Source organism: Pseudomonas sp. LBUM1674, from assembly GCF_059695635.1.
In genome coordinates, this window is the sequence record NZ_CP166779.1 from 5,977,867 (window position 1) to 5,997,136 (window position 19,270).

General features: G+C 58.5%; 9 protein-coding genes. 6 read left to right on the forward strand and 3 right to left on the reverse strand.

The window, feature by feature from the left end; genetic code table 11:
- The first annotated feature begins 4 nt into the window (after nt 1-4).
- The 6 genes from ACA067_RS27480 (at nt 5) to ACA067_RS27505 (ending at nt 7,894) form a co-directional block, all read left to right on the forward strand.
- Nucleotides 5-1,453, forward strand: coding sequence for an alginate O-acetyltransferase (locus ACA067_RS27480; RefSeq protein ID WP_497459359.1), 1,449 nt, complete (start codon nt 5-7; stop codon nt 1,451-1,453).
- A gap of 8 nt (nt 1,454-1,461) precedes the next feature.
- Nucleotides 1,462-2,583, forward strand: a complete 1,122-nt coding sequence (locus tag ACA067_RS27485) for a mannuronate-specific alginate lyase (RefSeq protein ID WP_497459360.1) — start codon at nt 1,462-1,464, stop codon at nt 2,581-2,583.
- Between the two features lie 225 nt (nt 2,584-2,808).
- On the forward strand, nt 2,809-4,374 hold the full coding sequence (locus ACA067_RS27490; protein WP_497459361.1) for an MBOAT family O-acyltransferase: 1,566 nt from the start codon (nt 2,809-2,811) through the stop codon (nt 4,372-4,374).
- Nucleotides 4,375-4,385: 11 nt separating this feature from the next.
- The gene (locus ACA067_RS27495; protein ID WP_497459362.1) at nt 4,386-5,564 is read left to right on the forward strand and encodes an alginate O-acetyltransferase; all 1,179 of its coding nucleotides are present in this window, start codon (nt 4,386-4,388) and stop codon (nt 5,562-5,564) included.
- Nucleotides 5,565-5,578: 14 nt separating this feature from the next.
- The gene (locus ACA067_RS27500; RefSeq protein WP_497459363.1) at nt 5,579-6,232 is read left to right on the forward strand and encodes an alginate O-acetyltransferase AlgF; all 654 of its coding nucleotides are present in this window, start codon (nt 5,579-5,581) and stop codon (nt 6,230-6,232) included.
- Between the two features lie 210 nt (nt 6,233-6,442).
- Nucleotides 6,443-7,894, forward strand: coding sequence for a mannose-1-phosphate guanylyltransferase/mannose-6-phosphate isomerase (locus tag ACA067_RS27505; protein ID WP_497453915.1), 1,452 nt, complete (start codon nt 6,443-6,445; stop codon nt 7,892-7,894).
- A gap of 77 nt (nt 7,895-7,971) precedes the next feature.
- On the opposite strand, the gene ACA067_RS27510 is transcribed toward ACA067_RS27505, so the two are convergent.
- The 3 genes from ACA067_RS27510 to ACA067_RS27520 all read right to left on the reverse strand — a co-directional run bounded on the left by ACA067_RS27510 (nt 7,972) and on the right by ACA067_RS27520 (nt 19,216).
- Complete coding sequence (locus ACA067_RS27510) at nt 7,972-10,674, reverse strand: RHS repeat domain-containing protein (protein WP_497459364.1); 2,703 nt, start codon at nt 10,672-10,674, stop codon at nt 7,972-7,974.
- Nucleotides 10,675-10,774: 100 nt separating this feature from the next.
- The gene (locus ACA067_RS27515) at nt 10,775-15,577 is read right to left on the reverse strand and encodes a Tc toxin subunit A-related protein (protein WP_497459365.1); all 4,803 of its coding nucleotides are present in this window, start codon (nt 15,575-15,577) and stop codon (nt 10,775-10,777) included.
- 45 nt (nt 15,578-15,622) lie between these two features.
- Nucleotides 15,623-19,216, reverse strand: a complete 3,594-nt coding sequence (locus tag ACA067_RS27520; protein WP_497459366.1) for a Tc toxin subunit A — start codon at nt 19,214-19,216, stop codon at nt 15,623-15,625.
- Nucleotides 19,217-19,270 lie beyond the last annotated feature (54 nt).

Sequence of the window (19,270 nt, forward strand, 5' to 3'; positions counted from 1 at the left end):
TTTTATGCGCCCACACTTGATCAAATTACTCAGCCTGTCGGCCCTGGCCGCCGGCATTCTCGCGGCCAGCGCCGGTGCGCGGGCCGATGAAGCCAAAGCGCCAAGCTTCAGCGCCGAGCCGTGCTGCAACCTGTGCCCCGAAGCCCACGACGCCAAGAACTACACCACGCGCTACCAGCAGAACTTCACCACGCTGGTACAGGCCCAGGGTGACTGGCTGTTCCGGACCCAGGAAGACTTGCGCACCGAATTCGATACCACCCCCGCCGGCTACAAACGCATGAAAGAGCTGCACGATGCGTTCAAGAGCAAAGGCGTGGAGCTCGTTGTTGTTTATCAACCTACTCGTGGCCTGGTGAATCGCAACAAGCTGAACCCGGAAGAGAAAGCCCAATTCGATTTTGACAAGGCGCTGAAGAACTACAAGACCATGCTCGGCCGTTTCGCGCAGATGGGCTACGTCGTACCGGACCTGTCGCCACTGACCAATGAATCGCTGCCCGACACCCTGCCGGCCCACGACTTCTACTTCCGCGGCGACCAGCACTGGACCCCGTATGGCGCCCAGCGCACGGCAAAAATCGTCGCCGAAAAGGTCAAGCAGATTCCGGGCTTCGCCGACATTCCCAAGCGTGAATTCGAGACCCATAAGTCGGGTCGCATGGGTAAGACCGGAACATTACACAACATGGCCGGTCAACTCTGTGGCACCAGCTACGCGATCCAGTACATGGATCAGTTCACCACCGAGCCAAAGGGCGAAGCAGGCGATGGCGATCTGTTCAGTGATTCCGGCAATCCGGAGATCACCCTGGTCGGCACCAGCCACAGTGGCAAGAACTACAACTTCGCCGGTTTCCTCCAGGAGGCCATCGGCGCCGACATCCTCAACGTGGCGTTCCCCGGCGGTGGCCTGGAAGGTTCGATGCTGCAGTACCTGGGCAGCGAAGAGTTCCAGACCAAGCCGCCGAAGATTCTGATCTGGGAATTCTCGCCGCTCTATCGCCTCGACCAGGAAACCACCTACCGCCAGATGATGGCGCTGCTGGACAACGGTTGCGAAGGAAAGGATGCACAGATGACCGGCAGCACGACGTTGAAACCGGGCAAGAACGAATTGATGGTCAACAGCAAGAACCTGAACCTGCAGAACAGCAGCCACCAGGTTGATATCCGCTTCGCCGATCCGTCGGTGAAAACCCTGCAAGCCACCCTCTGGTACATGAACGGTCGCCACGAGGACATCAAGATCGAAAAGCCGGAAACCTCCGACACCGACGGGCGTTTCGCCTTTGAGTTGCGCACGGACGAAGACTGGGGCTCGCAGAATCTGCTGGCCGTCGAAGTCCAGGGCCCTGAAGCAGGTGCCGCGCCGCAGAAAGTCGAAGCGAAGATATGCAAACGCAACGTGTTCCCTGGCACTGGGCAGCGTACCGCTCAAGCCGGGCAATAGAGGCAACTATGCAAACCCGAACTTTGAAAAAATTGATCGCACCGTCCCTGTTGACCCTGGCCATGTTTGCCGGGGCGACTCAGGCCGCCGCGCCCCTGCGTCCACCCCAGGGTTATTTCGCGCCGATTGAAAAAGTCAAAACCGGTGACAAGAGCGAAGGCTGTGATGCAATGCCGACGCCCTACACCGGCTCACTGCAGTTTCGCAGCAAGTACGAAGGCTCCGACAAGGCCCGTTCGACCCTGAACGAGGCATCGGAAAAAGCCTTCCGCGACACCACTGCCGACATCACCAAGATTGAGCGCGGCGTCAGCAAGCGCGTGATGCAGTACATGCGTGACGGTCGTCCGGAACAGCTTGAATGTACGCTGAACTGGCTGACCGCCTGGGCCAAGGCCGATGCGTTGATGTCCAAGGACTTCAACCACACCGGCAAGTCCATGCGCAAATGGGCGTTGGGCAGCATGGCGTCGTCCTATGTCCGCCTGAAGTTCTCCGACTCGCATCCGTTGGCGAATCATCAGCAGGAATCGCAACTGATCGAAGCCTGGTTCAGCAAGATGGCTGATCAGGTAGTGAGCGATTGGGACAACCTGCCGCTGGAAAAAACCAACAACCACTCGTACTGGTCCGCGTGGTCGGTGATGGCAACCTCCATCGCCACCAACCGCCGCGACCTGTTCGACTGGTCGGTGAAGGAATTCAAGGTCGGCGCCAATCAAATCGACGCCCAGGGTTACCTGCCCAACGAGCTCAAGCGCCAGCAACGCGCCCTCGCCTATCACAACTATGCCCTGCCGCCGCTGGCGATGATCGCCAGCTTCGCCCAGGTCAACGGTGTGGATCTGCGTCAGGAAAACAACGGTGCGTTGAAACGTTTGGGTGACCGCGTGCTTGCCGGGGTTGAAGACCAGGACGAGTTCGAAGAGAAGAGCGGCAAGGAACAGGACATGACCGACCTCAAGGTCGATTCGAAATTCGCCTGGCTCGAACCGTTCTGCTCGCTCTACACCTGCTCGCCGGATGTGCTGGAGAAGAAACACGAGATGCAGCCGTTCAAGACCTTCCGCCTCGGGGGTGACCTGACCAAGGTCTACGACCCGGCTAACGCCAAAGGCAAAGGTTCCTAGAGCGAACGCAAAACCCTGTGGGAGCGAGCTTGCTCGCGATTGCGGTCTGACATTCAACATTGATGTCGACTGGCACTCAGTCATCGCGAGCAATCGAGCGTCGACCGGCTGCTCCCACAGGTTTAGTGCAAGACATGAATTTTGTGTGATGTGTCCCCCGGTTTTCGGTGGGGGGTTTGGGGGGGCTGCGGCCCTTGACTGTTGGTTAAACACGGAGAGATCGGGATGGTATTTTCGTCCAATGTATTCCTGTTTTTGTTCTTGCCGATCTTTCTCGGCATGTATTACCTGAGCGGAATACGCTATCGCAACCTGCTGCTGCTGATCGCCAGCTATGTGTTCTATGCCTGGTGGCGTGTGGACTTCCTGGCGCTGTTCGCCGCCGTTACGCTGTGGAACTACTGGATCGGCCTCAAAGTCGGTGCCGCAGGCGTCAGGACCAAACCGGCGCAGCGCTGGTTGCTCCTGGGCGTGGGCGTCGACCTGTGCATTCTGGGCTACTTCAAGTACGCCAACTTCGGCGTCGACAGCATCAACGCGATGATGACTTCGGTCGGTCTGTCGCCGTTCATCCTGACCCACGTGCTGTTGCCGATCGGGATCTCGTTCTACATCTTCGAGTCCATCAGCTACATCATCGACGTCTACCGTGGTGACACCCCGGCGACCCGCAACCTGATCGACTTTGCTGCGTTCGTCGCGATCTTCCCGCACCTGATCGCCGGCCCGGTATTGCGCTTCCGCGATCTGGCCGACCAGTTCAACAACCGCACCCACACCCTCGACAAGTTCTCCGAGGGCTGCACGCGGTTCATGCAGGGTTTCATCAAGAAAGTCTTCATCGCCGACACCCTGGCGGTGGTGGCCGACCATTGCTTTGCCCTGCAGAACCCGACCACGGGCGACGCCTGGCTCGGCGCACTGGCCTACACCGCGCAGCTGTATTTCGACTTCTCCGGCTACAGCGACATGGCCATCGGCCTGGGCTTGATGATGGGTTTCCGCTTCATGGAAAACTTCAAGCAGCCGTACATCAGCCAGTCGATCACCGAGTTCTGGCGGCGCTGGCACATCAGCCTCTCCACCTGGCTGCGTGACTACCTGTACATCACCCTCGGCGGTAACCGTAAAGGAACGCTGATGACCTATCGCAACCTGTTCCTGACCATGCTGCTCGGTGGTCTGTGGCACGGTGCGAACATCACCTACATCGTCTGGGGCGCCTGGCACGGCATGTGGCTGGCGATTGAAAAGGCCCTCGGCCTGAATACCTCGCCGCGCAGCATCAACCCGATCCGCTGGGCGCTGACTTTCCTGCTCGTTGTCATGGGCTGGGTGATCTTCCGCGCGGAAAACCTGCACGTCGCCGGTCGCATGTACGGCGCGATGTTCAGCTTCGGCGAATGGTCGCTGTCGGAACTCAACCAGGCCAGCCTCACCGGCCTGCAAGTGGCGACCCTGGTGGTGGCGTACGCAACCCTGGCGTTCTTCGGCATCCGTGATTTCTACAGCAACCTGCCACCGGAGAAGACCAAGCCTGCCGCGAACGTCGAAGCCAATGGCCCGGCCACTGCACAACCAGGAATGATCAAGGCCGTACCGGGCGACAACCCGGCCAGCATCCACGAGCCTGGCTACACCGTCGGCGTTGAAGCGACCGTGCAACCGGCCTACTGGACCGCCAACTGGTCGCGTTACGTGATGCGCGCCCTGGTGCTGCTGCTGTTCATTGCCTCGATTCTCAAACTCTCGGCGCAAAGCTTCTCGCCGTTCCTTTACTTCCAGTTCTGAGGGATCTGACCATGACCCGCTCATTACGCATCTTCTACATCGCCCTGTTCATGCTGACGCTGTTGGCCCTGGGCCTGTGGTCCACGCGCAGCTTCCTCGGCTTCAGCACCAATGCCGAAGCGACGGTGCTCAACGGCCGCTGGTCGAAAGCCGTGGAGACCCACTACGACGAAGAGTTTCCGATCAAGCGCCTGGGCACCAATCTCTGGGCCGCGCTGGATTTCAAACTGTTCAACGAAGGTCGTCCGGGCGTCGTGCTCGGTCGCGACCAGTGGTTGTACAGCGATGAGGAATTCAACCCGATCGTCAACGAAGAGCTGAACCTGCAAGGCAACTACGCACTGGTCGAAGGCGTGCGCCAGACCCTGAAAGAGAAAGGCGTGAAACTGGTGATGGCGATCGTGCCGGCCAAGACTCGCCTGTACCCGGAGCACCTGGGTGACGTGAAGCCTTCGAGCATCCACGCCAACCTCTATCAGGATTTCCATGCCCGTGTCGCGGCCAACAAGGTGATTGCCCCCGACCTGCTCGGCCCGCTGCTCAAGGGCAAGCTGGACGGTCAGCAAGTATTCCTGCGCACCGACACCCACTGGACCCCGGAAGGCGCGCAAATCGCCGCCGAGACCCTGGCCAGGACCATTGCCGACAAGACGCCGCTGAGCGGTGAGCCGCAACGCTTCGTGACTGAACCGGCGGAAAAGGTCACGCACAAGGGCGACCTGCGCTTGTTCCTGCCGCTCGATCCGCTGTTCGAGAACCTGATGCCGGCCACCGAGCCCTTGCAGAAGCGCAACACCGTTGTCGCTGATGGTCAGGCTGGCGGTGACGACGCCCTGTTCGCCAACACTGAAGTACCGGTGGCCCTGATCGGCACCAGCTACAGCGCCAACCCTAACTGGAACTTCGTCGGAGCGCTGAAAGAAGCGCTGAAGAGCGACGTGGTCAATTACGCCGAAGACGGCCACGGCCCGATTCTGCCGATGCTCAGCTATCTCCAAAGCGATGCTTTCAAGAACAGCCCGCCACAGGTGCTGATCTGGGAGTTTCCTGAACGTTATCTGCCTGTGAACAACGAAATCGGTGACGCCGACCCGCAGTGGGTCGCAGAGCTCAAAGAAGCCGGCGTAAACCAACAAAACGTTGCAATTAACAACACTAAATCCGAGACGCCCGACCGGGCGCAAAACTGAAAGAGAGGTACACCATGACTTTCACTACTACTCCTCGCCGTCTCGCCAAGACTTTCGCTCTCGTCGCTGGCATGAGCGTCCTGTCCATGCAGGCTTTCGCTGGTGACGGCGCGCTCTACGGCCCGACCGCACCGAAAGGCTCGAGCTTCGTGCGTGTCTACAATGCCGGCAACGCTGAAGTCAGCGCCACCGTCGGCAGCACCAACCTGGCCGAAGTCGCGCCGTTGTCCAGCACCGACTTCAGCTTCATGCCCGGTGGCGACTACAGCGCCAAGGTCGGCAGCCAGACCCTGCCGGTGAAACTGGCCGGTGACCACTATTACACCCTGGTCAACAACGCCAGCGGCGCGCCGCAACTGATCGAAGAGCCGCCATTCAAGAACAAGCAGAAATCCCTGGTTCGCGTACAGAACCTGAGCGACAAGGCCTTGACCCTGAAAACCGCCGACGGCAAGACCGAAGTCGTGCCAAGCGTGGCCGCCAAGGGCCGTGGCGAGCGTGAAATCAACCCGGTCAAAGTCAGCCTGGCGCTATACGATGGCGCCAAGAAAGTCGGCGACGTGAAACCGGTTGCCCTGGAACGCGGTGAAGCCGCCGTGCTGTACGTCACCGGCAACGGCAGCAGCCTGTCGCCAGTCTGGGTAAAACGCCCGGTTTCGACGCGCTAAAACATTTGCCCGGTTGACCCATTTTCCTGTGGGAGCCGGGCTTGCCCGCGATGCAGGCGACTCGGTGCTACAGATGCACCGAGTTGATGCCATCGCAGGCAAGCCAGCTCCCACAAGGATCGAGGCGTCAATCAGGACACGGAACAAGAACAAGAGTGAAACGACAGAACGCAGTAGCTCTGACCCAAACGATTTTCAAGGAGTAACAACATGATTCCGGTGATTTTGTCAGGTGGTAGCGGCTCACGTCTTTGGCCGCTTTCGCGTAAACAATTCCCCAAGCAGTTCCTCGCCCTGACCGGCGAACACACGCTGTTCCAGCAAACCCTGGAACGCCTGGTGTTCGAAGGCATGGACACCCCGATCGTGGTCTGCAACAAGGACCATCGCTTTATCGTCAACGAGCAGCTGCTGGCCCGTAACCTGGACACCCAGCGCATCCTGATGGAGCCTTTCGGTCGCAACACTGCGCCAGCGGTGGCCCTGACTGCGATGATGCTGGTCAATGAAGGTCGCGATGAATTGATGCTGGTCCTGCCGGCCGACCACGTGCTCGAAGACCAGAAAGCCCTGCAACGCGCCCTGGCCCTGGCCACCGTCGCTGCCGAAAACGGCGAAATGGTGCTGTTCGGCGTACCGGCCACCAAACCGGAAACCGGCTACGGCTACATCAAGTCGACCAACGACTCGCTGCTGCCCGAAGGTGTCAGCCGTGTGTCGCAGTTCGTCGAAAAACCGGACGTGAAACGCGCCACCGAGTTCGTCCAGTCCGGCGGTTACTTCTGGAACAGCGGCATGTTCCTGTTCCGCGCCAGCCGCTTCCTCGAAGAGCTGAAAAAACACGATCCGGACATCTACGACACCTGCGTCCTGACCCTGGAACGCAGCGAACAGGATGCCGACACCGTCGACATCGATTCCGCGACCTTCGCCTGCTGCCCGGACAACTCCATCGACTATTCGGTCATGGAAAAAACCCAGCGCGCCTGCGTCGTGCCACTGACTGCGGGCTGGAGCGATGTCGGCTGCTGGTCGTCGCTGTGGGAAGTGAACAAGAAAGATGCCAACGGCAACGTCACCAAAGGCGACGTGGTCATTCAGGACAGCAAGAACTGCATGATCCACGGCAACGGCAAGCTGGTGTCGGTGATCGGCCTGGAAAACATCGTGGTCGTCGAAACCAAGGACGCCATGATGATCGCCCACAAGGACAAGGTCCAGGGCGTGAAACAGATGGTCAACACCCTCAACGCGCAAGGCCGCAGCGAAACCCAGACCCACTGCGAAGTCTATCGTCCGTGGGGCTCCTACGACTCGGTGGACATGGGCGGCCGCTTCCAGGTCAAGCGCATCTCGGTCAAGCCGGGCGCGTGCCTGTCCTTGCAAATGCACCACCACCGCGCCGAACACTGGATCGTGGTCAGTGGCACTGCCGAAGTGACCTGCGACGAAAACGTGTTCCTGCTGACTGAAAACCAGTCGACCTATATTCCGATCGCTTCGGTCCACCGCTTGCGTAACCCGGGCAAGATTTCACTCGAGATCATCGAAGTGCAATCGGGCAGCTACCTGGGCGAAGACGATATCGAGCGGTTTGAAGATATCTACGGTCGTTCCAACCCGATCGAACGCGGCGTGTCGGTGAAAACCATCGCGCAGTGATTTGACCGGTAACACAAGAAGCCCCCACCCCAGCCACTGCGCCTCTATCCGCAGTGGCTGGGGTGGGGGCTTTTTGCTCACGCCACCGATAGAACGCCCGTGACGGGTTGGCTACTCTTGCTCGCTTTGGATTTGACCGCACTGATTGCCCTCGAAGGCACTTCACCGATATTCAGACCGGCATCTTGTCCCATAAAAAATACCTCGTACTCTTTATTATTCAATTGGTCTAAAGCTTTTATCAAATCCAGTTGTTCAATTCGTTGCTCACGGAGCATCATCCCCGCATAGGTTGAAATTATCTCCGGTACCGTCATGAAATTCCTGGCAAGCTCCGGCTCCAGCTTATTCAAATCAATCGTCACCAGAGACTTTTGCTCCGTCAAAAATGATTTTGCAACATCACGTTTAGTGCTCAATGACAAAATAGCCCCCGCACTGCCTGTCCCGGCGGTATGTTTGAACACATCAGCAATGTATTCTTTGTAGTCATCCGGCGTAGCCTGAAGCGTCTGGTTTCTGAGGAGTCCTTTACCTTGGATCGTCGAAACATCGGCCAGGTGCGCCCTGTAAAGCAACCCGTTTTTTATCGGGTAGTCTGCAGCCTGCAACTTTTCCCTGGAATCAAAAACGCTGTCTTTTCTTTTAAAAGGGTTAGGCACAACTACCCCTAACACACTAAACCCGGATCCCAGCGCGTTCATTTCCTTTCGCATATCGATAAACTCTTTGAATCTGGAACTCGATAAAAAATCATCGAAATACGCAGCATCCTCTGCGGATGGCACGGGCAAGTTTGGATAGAGTCCGGTTTCATCTACAAGCTTTACAGGGTTATTTCTAACGACGCGATACAGGTTCAAGCCATCAACTTCTCGTGCCGGATCAGGATTCAACCAGCGCTGCATCCACGGCACGTAATACCTGAACCCGTAGTAATAAAGCCCCGTCGCATCCAGCTCTTTGCCCGAATACCGCACAGTCCTGTAGCTGACCTGCACCCCCTCGCCGTTCGACCAGGCCGTGCCGCCAAACGGGTAATACCGTTCCTGGGTGATGATGCTGGCATCCTGATCCAGCTCCAGCGTGCTCGACCCCAAGTGATCCGTCAGGCTGTAGCGCTGCTGATTGTTGGCGATGTCCTGCGGTGGCCCTGCCGCCCAATGCAACACCCGCACACTGCCGCGCCCGGTCGAGACCACGATGACGTGCAGCGCCTCGCCGGTGCCACTGTGGGTGCGGATCTCCAGCCCCGGCAGGTAACGGGTTTCGATCACATTGGATTGTGCATTGGTTTGCAATGAGCGGACTTTGCGTACCCGCATGCCATCGGCGCCATACACGTAGCGTTCGCTGTCATCGGGGTCGTCCTCGCGTTCTACCGGTCGCACTTCGCACAGTTGATTACGCACGTCCCAACCCAGCGCTTGTCCCGGTTGCAGATGCCGCAGATTGCCGTTTGCGTCGAAGCCGTTACGAAAATCCTCTTCACCCGGCTCCACGCCATCGCGCACCGGCAGACAGCGGTTGCTGTGAGTGTCGGCCATCAGGCGATGACTGTGGTTCTGCGGGCCGACGTGGGCCAGTTCGAGCAGGTTGTTGCCGGCATCGTAGCGGTAGGTCTGGCGGTAGGTGCCAACTGCTGCGAAATCGGCGGCCGAGGATGAAGACGGGCCTTGATTGGCGGCGCCCGCCTCCCACCCCGAGGCTTCGATCAGTTGATAAAGGCTGTCATAGCCGTAACGGTTGATCGGCTCGATGCGCTGGTTGGCGAAATAACGTATCGGCAGAGCAGCGTCTTCGATGCTCAACACGTTGCCCACCGGGTCGTAGGCATAGCGCAAATCCTGTAAAAGATCATGCTGGCCGAGACGGGACACCAGGCGTTTCAGACGCCCATCCTCGGCGGCGTATTCGAGGGTGGTGATCACGTCATTGCCGGCGACTTCCCGTCCGACCTGGCCATGGGCGTTGTATTGAATGGCGCTGACCAGGGTTTTCGGCGTGGTGTCGTTCGCCAGTTGCAGACGAACCACCCCCAACTGGCCGGCGACGGTCTGGCTGAAATACTGTCGGTTGCCTTTGGCATCAGTCTGCTCAACCACCTCGCCCAGCGCACTGAAACCCGAGCGGGTCGTGGCGCCAACTCCTGTTTCAAGCAGCTTGTCTCGTTCCGCCACACGCTGCGGCCAGTCGGGGGAATCCAGTTCGCGCAGAAAATGCCGGGTCTGCTCCAGCACTGCGCCCGTCAAGCCAAACTCGGCAAACACCTGCGTACCCGCCAGGTCATCGTGACGAACCGGTTGTCCGCACTGGTTGTGCGCGGCGGATACCGGATCGGCACCGCCATAGCCATAACGCTCCGTGCACATGGGCTGGCCATCAACCGCCTGTTCAAACACTGCCAGCGGGCGTAACTGATCGTCGTATTCGTTTCGGCGCTGACTGCCACGGCCATCCCAAAACAGCACCGGCTGATCCGCTTCGCCCAACAGACTGACCCGCCACCCGGCATCGACGCTGGTCGTGCTCAGTACCTTGCCGGACAGGGAATAAATCGTGGCCAGGTTGGCGCAGGCCAAAGCGTCCGTCGCCAACCGCGGATCTCGCTGCGCAATCGCGCGCCCGGCGGCATCATGTTGCCGGGTAGTGACCCGCGCCTCAGCGATCAGCTCGCTGACATCCCGCCGACAGTACGCAATCTGGCGTATCGGCAAGCCACGGCTGTCGGTGACAGTCAGGTGCGGGGTCTGTGAATCAATAGCAGGATTCATTTGCATGCACTTATGGTTCATCGCTCCTTGCGCCCTAGCGCCGGGACAAAACCGCGCCCCGGGAACATCGGTGCGGGCGCGTTGATTTCGAGCGGGGCTTGTTCGTTCATAGCGAGCCTGCGCCACATCTGGCGGTGTAGAAAACGTGAATGATGATGTCATTGAGAGACGCCAGCATGGCCGCCTGGGCATCCGGGTTGGGGAAGGTCAGGCTCCAGCGGGAAACCGCCCCGGTGTATTCGAACGGCAGGTAGCGTTCATCCTGGAAGTTGAGCTGGAACTGGCCGTTGTCATCGACACCATGAGAGAGCGCGATCTGCTGGCTCGCCCTCAGGTTCTCTTTGACTGTTTGGCCAACAGTCGACGACATTTCAACCTTGCTGTAAGTCTGGTTCAGAACGGCGCAGATATCTTGATAGGGGCCAACGGTGACGGGCAGGGTCACGCTGATCGTTTTGATCCGTCGCAGGTAGTGATGCTGGCCCGCGTAATCATCGTCGAACATTTTTTGCGTCAACTCGAATTCACAGGTCCCCGTGGTCTTCAGGGCTTTTTCAATTCCGTCATCTCCCTCCCAGGGCTTGTTGATCGTTGAACCAGGATCCTTGGCCTGCAAAGCCTTCAACGACACGGTCTTGCGAATTTCCAGGTCGCGCCTGTTGTTTTTCAAGTACTCGGCGTGCATCTGCTGCAGGCTCATTTTCAGCTCTTCCCCGGCGCCGAGACCGCGGTAACTGCTGTTCCATGCCCCGGGCCGGATAAAGGTCTGAGTGAAATCGCCCATTTCGTACTGCCAGCAGGCTTCGGCCGCCTGGCACAGCGATTGAGCGGTGTTGTAGGCGCTGTAGTAGAAGCTGGCGAACTTGCTGTTGAGCCAGTCATAGGTCTGGGACTTGCTGAAACGGTTACTGCTCAGCAGGAAGTCATGGGTGGCCTTGGCCTGGTTCAATGCGGTTTGCGCCTGACGCAGTTGCAGTTGAGTCGCTTTGTGTTGCTCCTCAAAGACGGCCAGTTGGGCTTTGATTTGTTTGGCTTCGAGTCGTGCCTGGTCGCGGGCCTGGGTCCATTCCTGCGCACGGCGACGGTATTGCTCGTAAAGCCCGATGGCTTCGCTTGCGCCATGGGAAACAGTGGCGCCGGCTTGCAATAAGTGCATGGGAGCCTGGAAAATACCTTCAAGGCGATGACCACCGTTCGCCATCCCGAAGGTGTTCGGCGGCACCTTGGCGACTTCGCCGGCAAACCCCAGCGGGCCCGTCCCGGCCTCCAGCAAACGACCTCTAAGATGCAAGGCACCGCTGGCCATTTCTCCGAAGCTGACACCCTCGTCCACCAGCTTCTCGTAATAGCTGACCCGCCCCGCGATGACGGCCTGACTGGCCTCCAGCGCTGTCTTGTTGGCCTCGTCAATCTTCCCGGCCTGGGCTTGTATATCCACAGCCACTTTCGCCAGATTCCAGGCCTGTTGCTGTTGCATCTCCAGGTACTGCGCCTGCTCTTTACGCTCGATCAATGACAACAGGGTCGAGCCGAACTGGATCACGCTGTCCACCGCATTCTGTGCGAGGGCGAACATGAAATTGAAGCGGTAATGGGGAATCTGCGGGCTCAGCAGTCGGCTCAGCGCTGCACCGGATAACCCCTGGCCCCGGGCCGCGAGCAGCGCGCGCGGATCCAATGGCGCAGCGAACAGCGGCAAATTCAAGGCATTGCCCGCCATGTCGAGGTTGTGCCGCAGGTTGTACAGGCGGCTTTCGGCCCGGTCCCAGCGCTGGATCAGTTCGGGGTTGAAGGGGCGGCGCAAGTAGGGGTTGTCCGCACTCGATAGGGAGGAGTCATCGGCATAAGGTCGCAGGCACAACAGCGGGGCGACCTGCGAGGCAGGGGCTTTGCCGATGCGCAAGGGCGGGTCTTGCTGAAAAACCCGTTGGGCCGCGATCAACTGTTGTTCGAACCCACGCAGGTCGTCATTCGTCGCAGAACTCAACGCGCCCAGCGTGATCGGTTCCCAGTCGTCTACCTGCCGGACATCGGGCCGCTTGCCCAGCAAATCCAGGATATGCACATAACGCAGCTTGGCCTGCGCCAACCCGTCCGGCGTCAATTCCCCATAGGCCTGGTCAGCCTGGTTGCTCTCAATGTCGATGTAGAGTCCATACAGGGCCTTGCGAAAGTGCACCGGGAAACTGAGGGCAATCTGGTGCGGGTCGTCCGGGTACAAAATCGCCTGGCTCGGGTCTACGGGGCCGGGCCATACGGGCTCCTCCAACGGCACGGCCTGCCAATAGCCGGGATGCCCCGGGTCGACGCTCTGGCGCGCAGGGTCGAACACAAAGGACAACCAGTGTTTGGCTTCGTCGTACTGTTGCTCTTCGTTCAAGCGGTGCGCCACCAGCCACGGCAGATACAGGAACAGCTCAAGGAAATACAGGTAATATGCACCCGAGAAGTCCATCGGCTCGCTGCCGAGACCGTTGGGAATCGGCGGTTCTGTGCGCTGGGTCTGGGTCTCCCATCTCAATAATGGCTCCATACCGGACTCGGCGAGTTCGATCAACTGCCGGGCGAAGGTGGTGTTCATGCGGATGGGAGCCCGAAGTACCGTTCGTGGTTTGTCCATCTCGGCTAATGCGATGCTTGAACCCGTGAAATCAATGAATTGAGCCGTGCCCAGAGACTGGCTATCGAACTCGTTATTGATCCAGGGCGCAATCTGCTGCGTTGCATCCAAAGACTCGCCCCACCTCATTCTCAGCGCTTTAAGGGCGCCGCCTTTCAACGTCCAGTCGTTGGTCGACGGGATCGGATGGTAGATCAACACTCCATAAATAAGAGGAATATTGAATGTTTCCTTATCGTCGGGCCAGTCCACCTCCCACCCCTCCGGTTGAAGAGAAATCTGGTCGACCGAGAAAGAGACCTTGAACGTCGAATCCTTGGCCAGGCTTGTGACGATGGACGTAGAATACAGTGGCCGAATTTCCTCAAACTTTTCAGGCCATGCTTGCGTTTCGACATCCTGCGGGTGCATGACCACTAGCTGGTAACCGACTCGATCGTTAAAGTAGTTGTACCCATCAAACGAATAATCAGGAGCTTGCGGAGTGCCTCTCCTGAAGAAAAACTCAAACTTCCTCTTATATAAAAGTTCAAGATTAGATAGCAGAAGCGCCTTGCCTTCCAGGGAGGCAGCCCCCCCCATGGCAGTCCTGGGCACTGCGAAACGAAGGCCATCACCTGGGTTGGCAATCAAGCTGTAATTGTTTTTTTTGACAAGAATGCTAAATGAACCCTGGTCCACATCCATCAAATCCGTGCCAAGTGGTTCTATCTTCGACCCCTCGAGTAGCGACGCGTAGGTCGCCCCACGCTCCGACTCCAAATACATCAACGTCAACTTTAGAATGGGAACATTTTTATTAACGAAGACAATCGTTGTATGCAGAACACCTGGAAAACCTTCCCCCTGCCTGACGACCAACTCTATAGTTGAGCTGGTTCGATCATATATAAGATCCTGGTCTTTTCTGCTATCTTCAATCTTCGACTGAAACCCATGATAGTTCCAGACATCGGTCACTGGATAATCACCAGGTTCAGGTGCCGTCACGGTACCGAATTTCGGGGTTCCGGTAGGAAGCCAATAGTGGAAACGATCAACGTTAGCTCTGGCAAACAAACGGCCGATCGACTGCACATGTGCCCTGCCCTCCCCATCTTCGTTGGCATCCAGGAGCATCGTGCCCTGCGCGACCTTCTTGACCACCCCCGATAGCGGAAACAGCGTCGATACGTGGAAGTTCTTGTCGATACGCCGGGTTCTCAAAAAGTCGTAAGTGTCGGTGCTGCCGGTCTCGTCGCCGTCGTCGCCAACGTAATTAGAGTACAAGGCAATAAACATCGACTCAGGGGATGTTGAATGGTCATACACGGCGATCGTCTGGGTTTCCCGCTCGATCTGTTCCGGCGTTTTTTTGATCAGCTCGGCGGTCTGGCAATAGCTTTCGATGTAGACCCGTGGCGTGCTCCAGCTGTCATCGTATTTCTTGTAGCTGGCGTATAAACGGAACCGCGGATTCACCTTGACGGTTGTGTCCGCTTCCCCCTCGGGCGCGATCGCATCCGTGTCCTGATACTCCACCTCGGCCCAGATCACGAACAGCCGGTTATTGAACCAGCACGGGCGAATCGTGTGTTCCAGGGCCTTTTCCGAAATCGGTACGTTGGCCCTTTGCCAGTCCGCCCAGGCATTGGGCAGGGGTTTGTCGAACTTGTCCGGCATCTCGCCAGGCACTTGGGCCGGTGCCCTGACCGGGCGTTGCGACATATCCAGCGAGCGCCAGTAATAGGCGTTTTCGGCGGGCGATTTGCCGATGAAATAGTAGGTGCTGTTGGCGAAGTCTTCACCGTCGATGTAGCCGTTGCAGACCTTCACGTTGGCGACTTCCTCGAAACGTGCGAGGTAAGCCAACACCGCAGCCTGCACCGTCTCCGGCTGGATCTGCGCCTGGTTGATGTCGTTTTCCAGCTGCTCGAAGCTGTCGGTCTTGGTCAGGCGCAGGGTCGGGTCGAGGTAGATGTCCGGGAAGTGGTGCAATTGCTGCATGGCCGCCCAGATCGGGTAACGGTTCAAACCGTCGCGCCAGGCCTTGGTCTGCGCGGGCGTGAGGCTATCGTCGTGGTAACCGGGTTCCATGTTCAGCATCATGCCGTTGACCAGCTGCTGCAGGCTGGCAATGGCGCAGGCGACCGGACTGGTGGGCACGTTCTGGCTGACCAGCACGTCCAGCAACCAGAACTCATAAAGGTCGTCGGCGGTCTTGATCTGATTGGCGAGCTTTTGCTCGATCAGGTACTCATCACTGGGCACGGCTTCGTGCAAATACAGGGCGAGCATCGCGTCGCGCAAAGACTCATTGAGTGGAGCGTCGAAGGCAGTCGTCATGATCGTTCCTTAATCAACAATGGCAAGTGATGAATCGGAGGCAGGGCTGGCAGCCATCACCGCGTCACCGACCGCTTTCCAGGCATCCAGAGTGCTTTGGTCATTCAGTTCGGTGGCTTGCAACAGCGCCTGGGCAGAGAGTCCGCTAGCCCGGCAGGTCGCCTGGCATCGGCGTATCCAGTCCACTTGCGCCATCGAACGGGCGCGGTTTTCCGGCAAGGTGTCGGTCAGGACCTCGATTTCTCTTTCAGGCCATTCCAGGAGCAGGGCCAATGCGCTATTGGCCGTTTCATTGGCGATCTGGCGCAGGGCCTTGTTTTTAAGTTTGTCCCCGGCCGGGTTGGCGAGACTGAAATAGCTCAACAGGCGGTCTTCCGATTGGCTCTGGGCATGCAACCAATGGCTGAAGCGTTCAAACAGATAGAGGTCGGCGAGCGAGGGTTCGCTGTTGCTGCCCGGGTATTGATCGCCGCCCAGCCAGGCCGGGTTGACCCGAAACAAGCGTAAGGCGCTGTTGCTCAACCGCAGTTGCACGACGATCTCGGCATGCCGCGAGACGCGTTGAAATGGCTCGATCAGCAGGCTCGCGTCCTCTTCAAGTGCGTCAACAAGCAGGGTGTAGACCGAGGAACCGGCCCAGTGGATCACCGCAACGCTGCGCTCCGGCGGCAGCTTTGCGGTTTCCTGGAACAGCCCTTCGAGCAACCGGGTTTGCCGCTCGCACGCGCCGGCCAGCAACTCGACGAGCTTTTCTGCGCAGGCCAGTTTTACCGGAGGACTCAAATCCTGAGCCTCGAGCAACTCGTCGACATCGGCCCTTAACCAGCTGACAGGTTCCTCGATCAGACTCAGCGCACGATCAAGGACGGGCAGCAGGCCTTGCGCATCGAGCACCGAGTGGTTGATCAGCAACTCGTACCATTTGATTTCACCTGGCGTTGGCTTGTTGTCATGGGTGGGCAGGCCCAGAGCAGCGACCTGTTCCTCGGTCACGACACTACGCCGGGTGTCCTCCTGCAACGTCATCAGACGCTTGAGCAAGTCATCGGACAGCGGCGCGTCAAGAGGACGAACCACTCGATTGCCCTCACGGTCATACCGGGCTGCAAGGGGCACATCAGGCCCCAAGCGCCGCTGCAATTGCGCCACCGTTTGCTGACTGTCATTGAGCCAACGGACAGCCCAGTCCAGTTGCATCAACACATCGAGGATATCGGGAGTGTCAGCGCTTGTTCGTGGGCTCAGGTGACCGCTGGCCAGTGCCGTTTTGTAGCGCTGCCCCCCTAGCAAGCCTGTCAGCGTGAGCAGGTCGGCAACCGAATAACCGAACAACCGGGCGATCCGCGCCTGGCGGTAGAGCGACGAGACAGTGGGCAAGTCACGCTTGAGCGCCTGGAGGTGCAGCTCGGTCTGTTTGGCGATCAACAGCAAGCCGTCTTCGGTCGGCGGCACACCCAGGCCGGCACACAGTTGCAGCAGGGTTTTCTGGTTGGCGGGCGTCGCGCTGCTCAAATCGAGCGGCGTTTGATCGAGGACCAGCGGCGTGTCGAACAGTTGCAGCCGGTTGAACACCTGATCGAACAACGGCACCTCCTTGCCGCTCGCGTAAGGCGTCAAATCGTGCATCAGTGCGGCGAACTCTTGTGCATCGATGCCATGACGCTGGTTCAGGTAGCGATAAACCCCCAGTGCGCGCAGGGTGTTTTCGTTGAGCTCCATCCCCAGGTTGGCTTCGCCCTCGGCCCGGATTGCACAGATGATCAGGGTGTCCAGTTTCGGGAAGGGGATGCCCGTCCAGCGCTGCAGGCGAACCATCCGTTGCAGGCGATCAAAGCGATCAAGCGAGGTTTTGGTCAGGTACCAGGACTTGGTACCACCCTCGACCTGTTGCAGGCCCATGGAATTATCGAACTGATCGCGGATGATCGACTCGGGAGTGGGTGCGATTTGACTGTCAAACAGGTCCGACCCGGTACCCGTGCCGTTGACGTAGCAGGCACCATAGTGGGACGCGTGGGGAAACGGCAACACCTTGTCGGGAACATCCGGGACTGTCACACCTGCATGTTGCAGATTTTTACTGGGGCAGTTGGGTGACAATCGCACCGCGTAGGTGCGTTGGGAGAGCAGCATTTCGACCTGTTCGGCGTGCAGGCCAGTGCGTTGCATGAAGTCGTTCAGCTCAGCCATGCGCCATAGCGGCGAGCCGTCTGATATTTCGACGCCGTAGGACTGTGTGAAGAAGGCTTTTTCCGTTGGCGTCAGGTTGTACTGCTCATCCAGCGTGAGGGTGAAGCGTTGTCTGGCCAGGCTCACCGGGGCGGTAACGGTGCCGGTGGCGGTGATCAGATCGAAGGTAGCGGTATACCCCTCCCCAGCGAGTTCAGGGAGCGGCGCATTGGCCGTGATCAACGAGGTGGTCGTTGACGCTGAGGCTGCGTGCAAGCCATTAAGTAACCACTTGTTGGTCACACCAGGTGCGGTGGAATTCAGTTGCAGGGTCACGATTTCGGTCTGGGTTTGCTGCGCATTATGAAAGGTCACGGGCGCAAGGTTTGTCCCTGAAGTTCCGGCAGGCGTATCTGCCTTGGGGTTAACATCGCCAATGTCTGCTTGTCCTGATGGCAACAAAAAACAGGTCCCCAACGGCGTGTGAGGGGCCAGGTAAGTGCTGCCCGCGCTCCTCCAGCCGCCTGTCAAATCACTGCGCGTCAGGTAAAAATTGCTGAACACCGGGGGTTCGATCAACAGCGCCTGCTGCTGTGGGCTCAGCCCTGACAACAGCCGCTGCGCTTGCAGCACCGGCTTTTGGACTTCGCCATAGTGGTTGGTGGCAGCCTGTTCGATTGGCAACAACAGACTGGCCTGGTAATTCAGCTCCCCCAACCCGGGTTTGTTGTCGGATAAACCCAGCCGACATTGCCGGTGGTAAAAATTGTAGGGCAGCTCGAAGGGAAAGCGGCGCTCGGCCAGCACTTGCTGAGTGGATTTGGCATTGTCTGCCGGTATGCCATCCAGGTACGTGCGCAAGTTACTGCCCAGCACGGCGTTGACGATTTCCAGCATCGGCCTTGGGGTAAAGGTGCTGTCCTGGGTGATCAGTAGTCTGTTCAGATCGGGGCGACGCTTGTCCAGCAAGATGCGTTCGGGGGCGTCGCTGGTGGCTTCCAGCTGCTGGATAAATACCCGTTGCGCGCTCAGGTAGGCCACTGGCGAATCAATGGCGGCCATGGCTCCAACCTTGCAGAACTCGTCCCAGTTTTCCTTGAACAGATTGGGAAAAGTGGGCCCCAGCGGAACAAGGGCGCGAACACCGCTACGCTCTGCCAGTTGCTGGAAAGTACCGGATGAAGTCTTGTATTCACGGTACAAGCGCGCAATCAGCGCCGCATAGGCCATGGCATTGTCGTAGGCCAGATCGGCGTTGGCGTCGCTGTGTCTGGCAAGCTGCCGAGCGAACGCGGGTTTGGGCAGGCGAACGATGTCAAAAACCGAGGTGACCCCCATTTTCTGCATGGCCGTCTCGAAATCGGCCCGGCCTTTTTTTGGCGAAGTGTCGCTCGGTACGAGCGCATTCATCAACGAGGTGTTTTCGACGGTCATATCAAGGGTACTCCTGCCAAATTAAGGGGGCCCTTGCTGGGTGCCCGGCAGAAT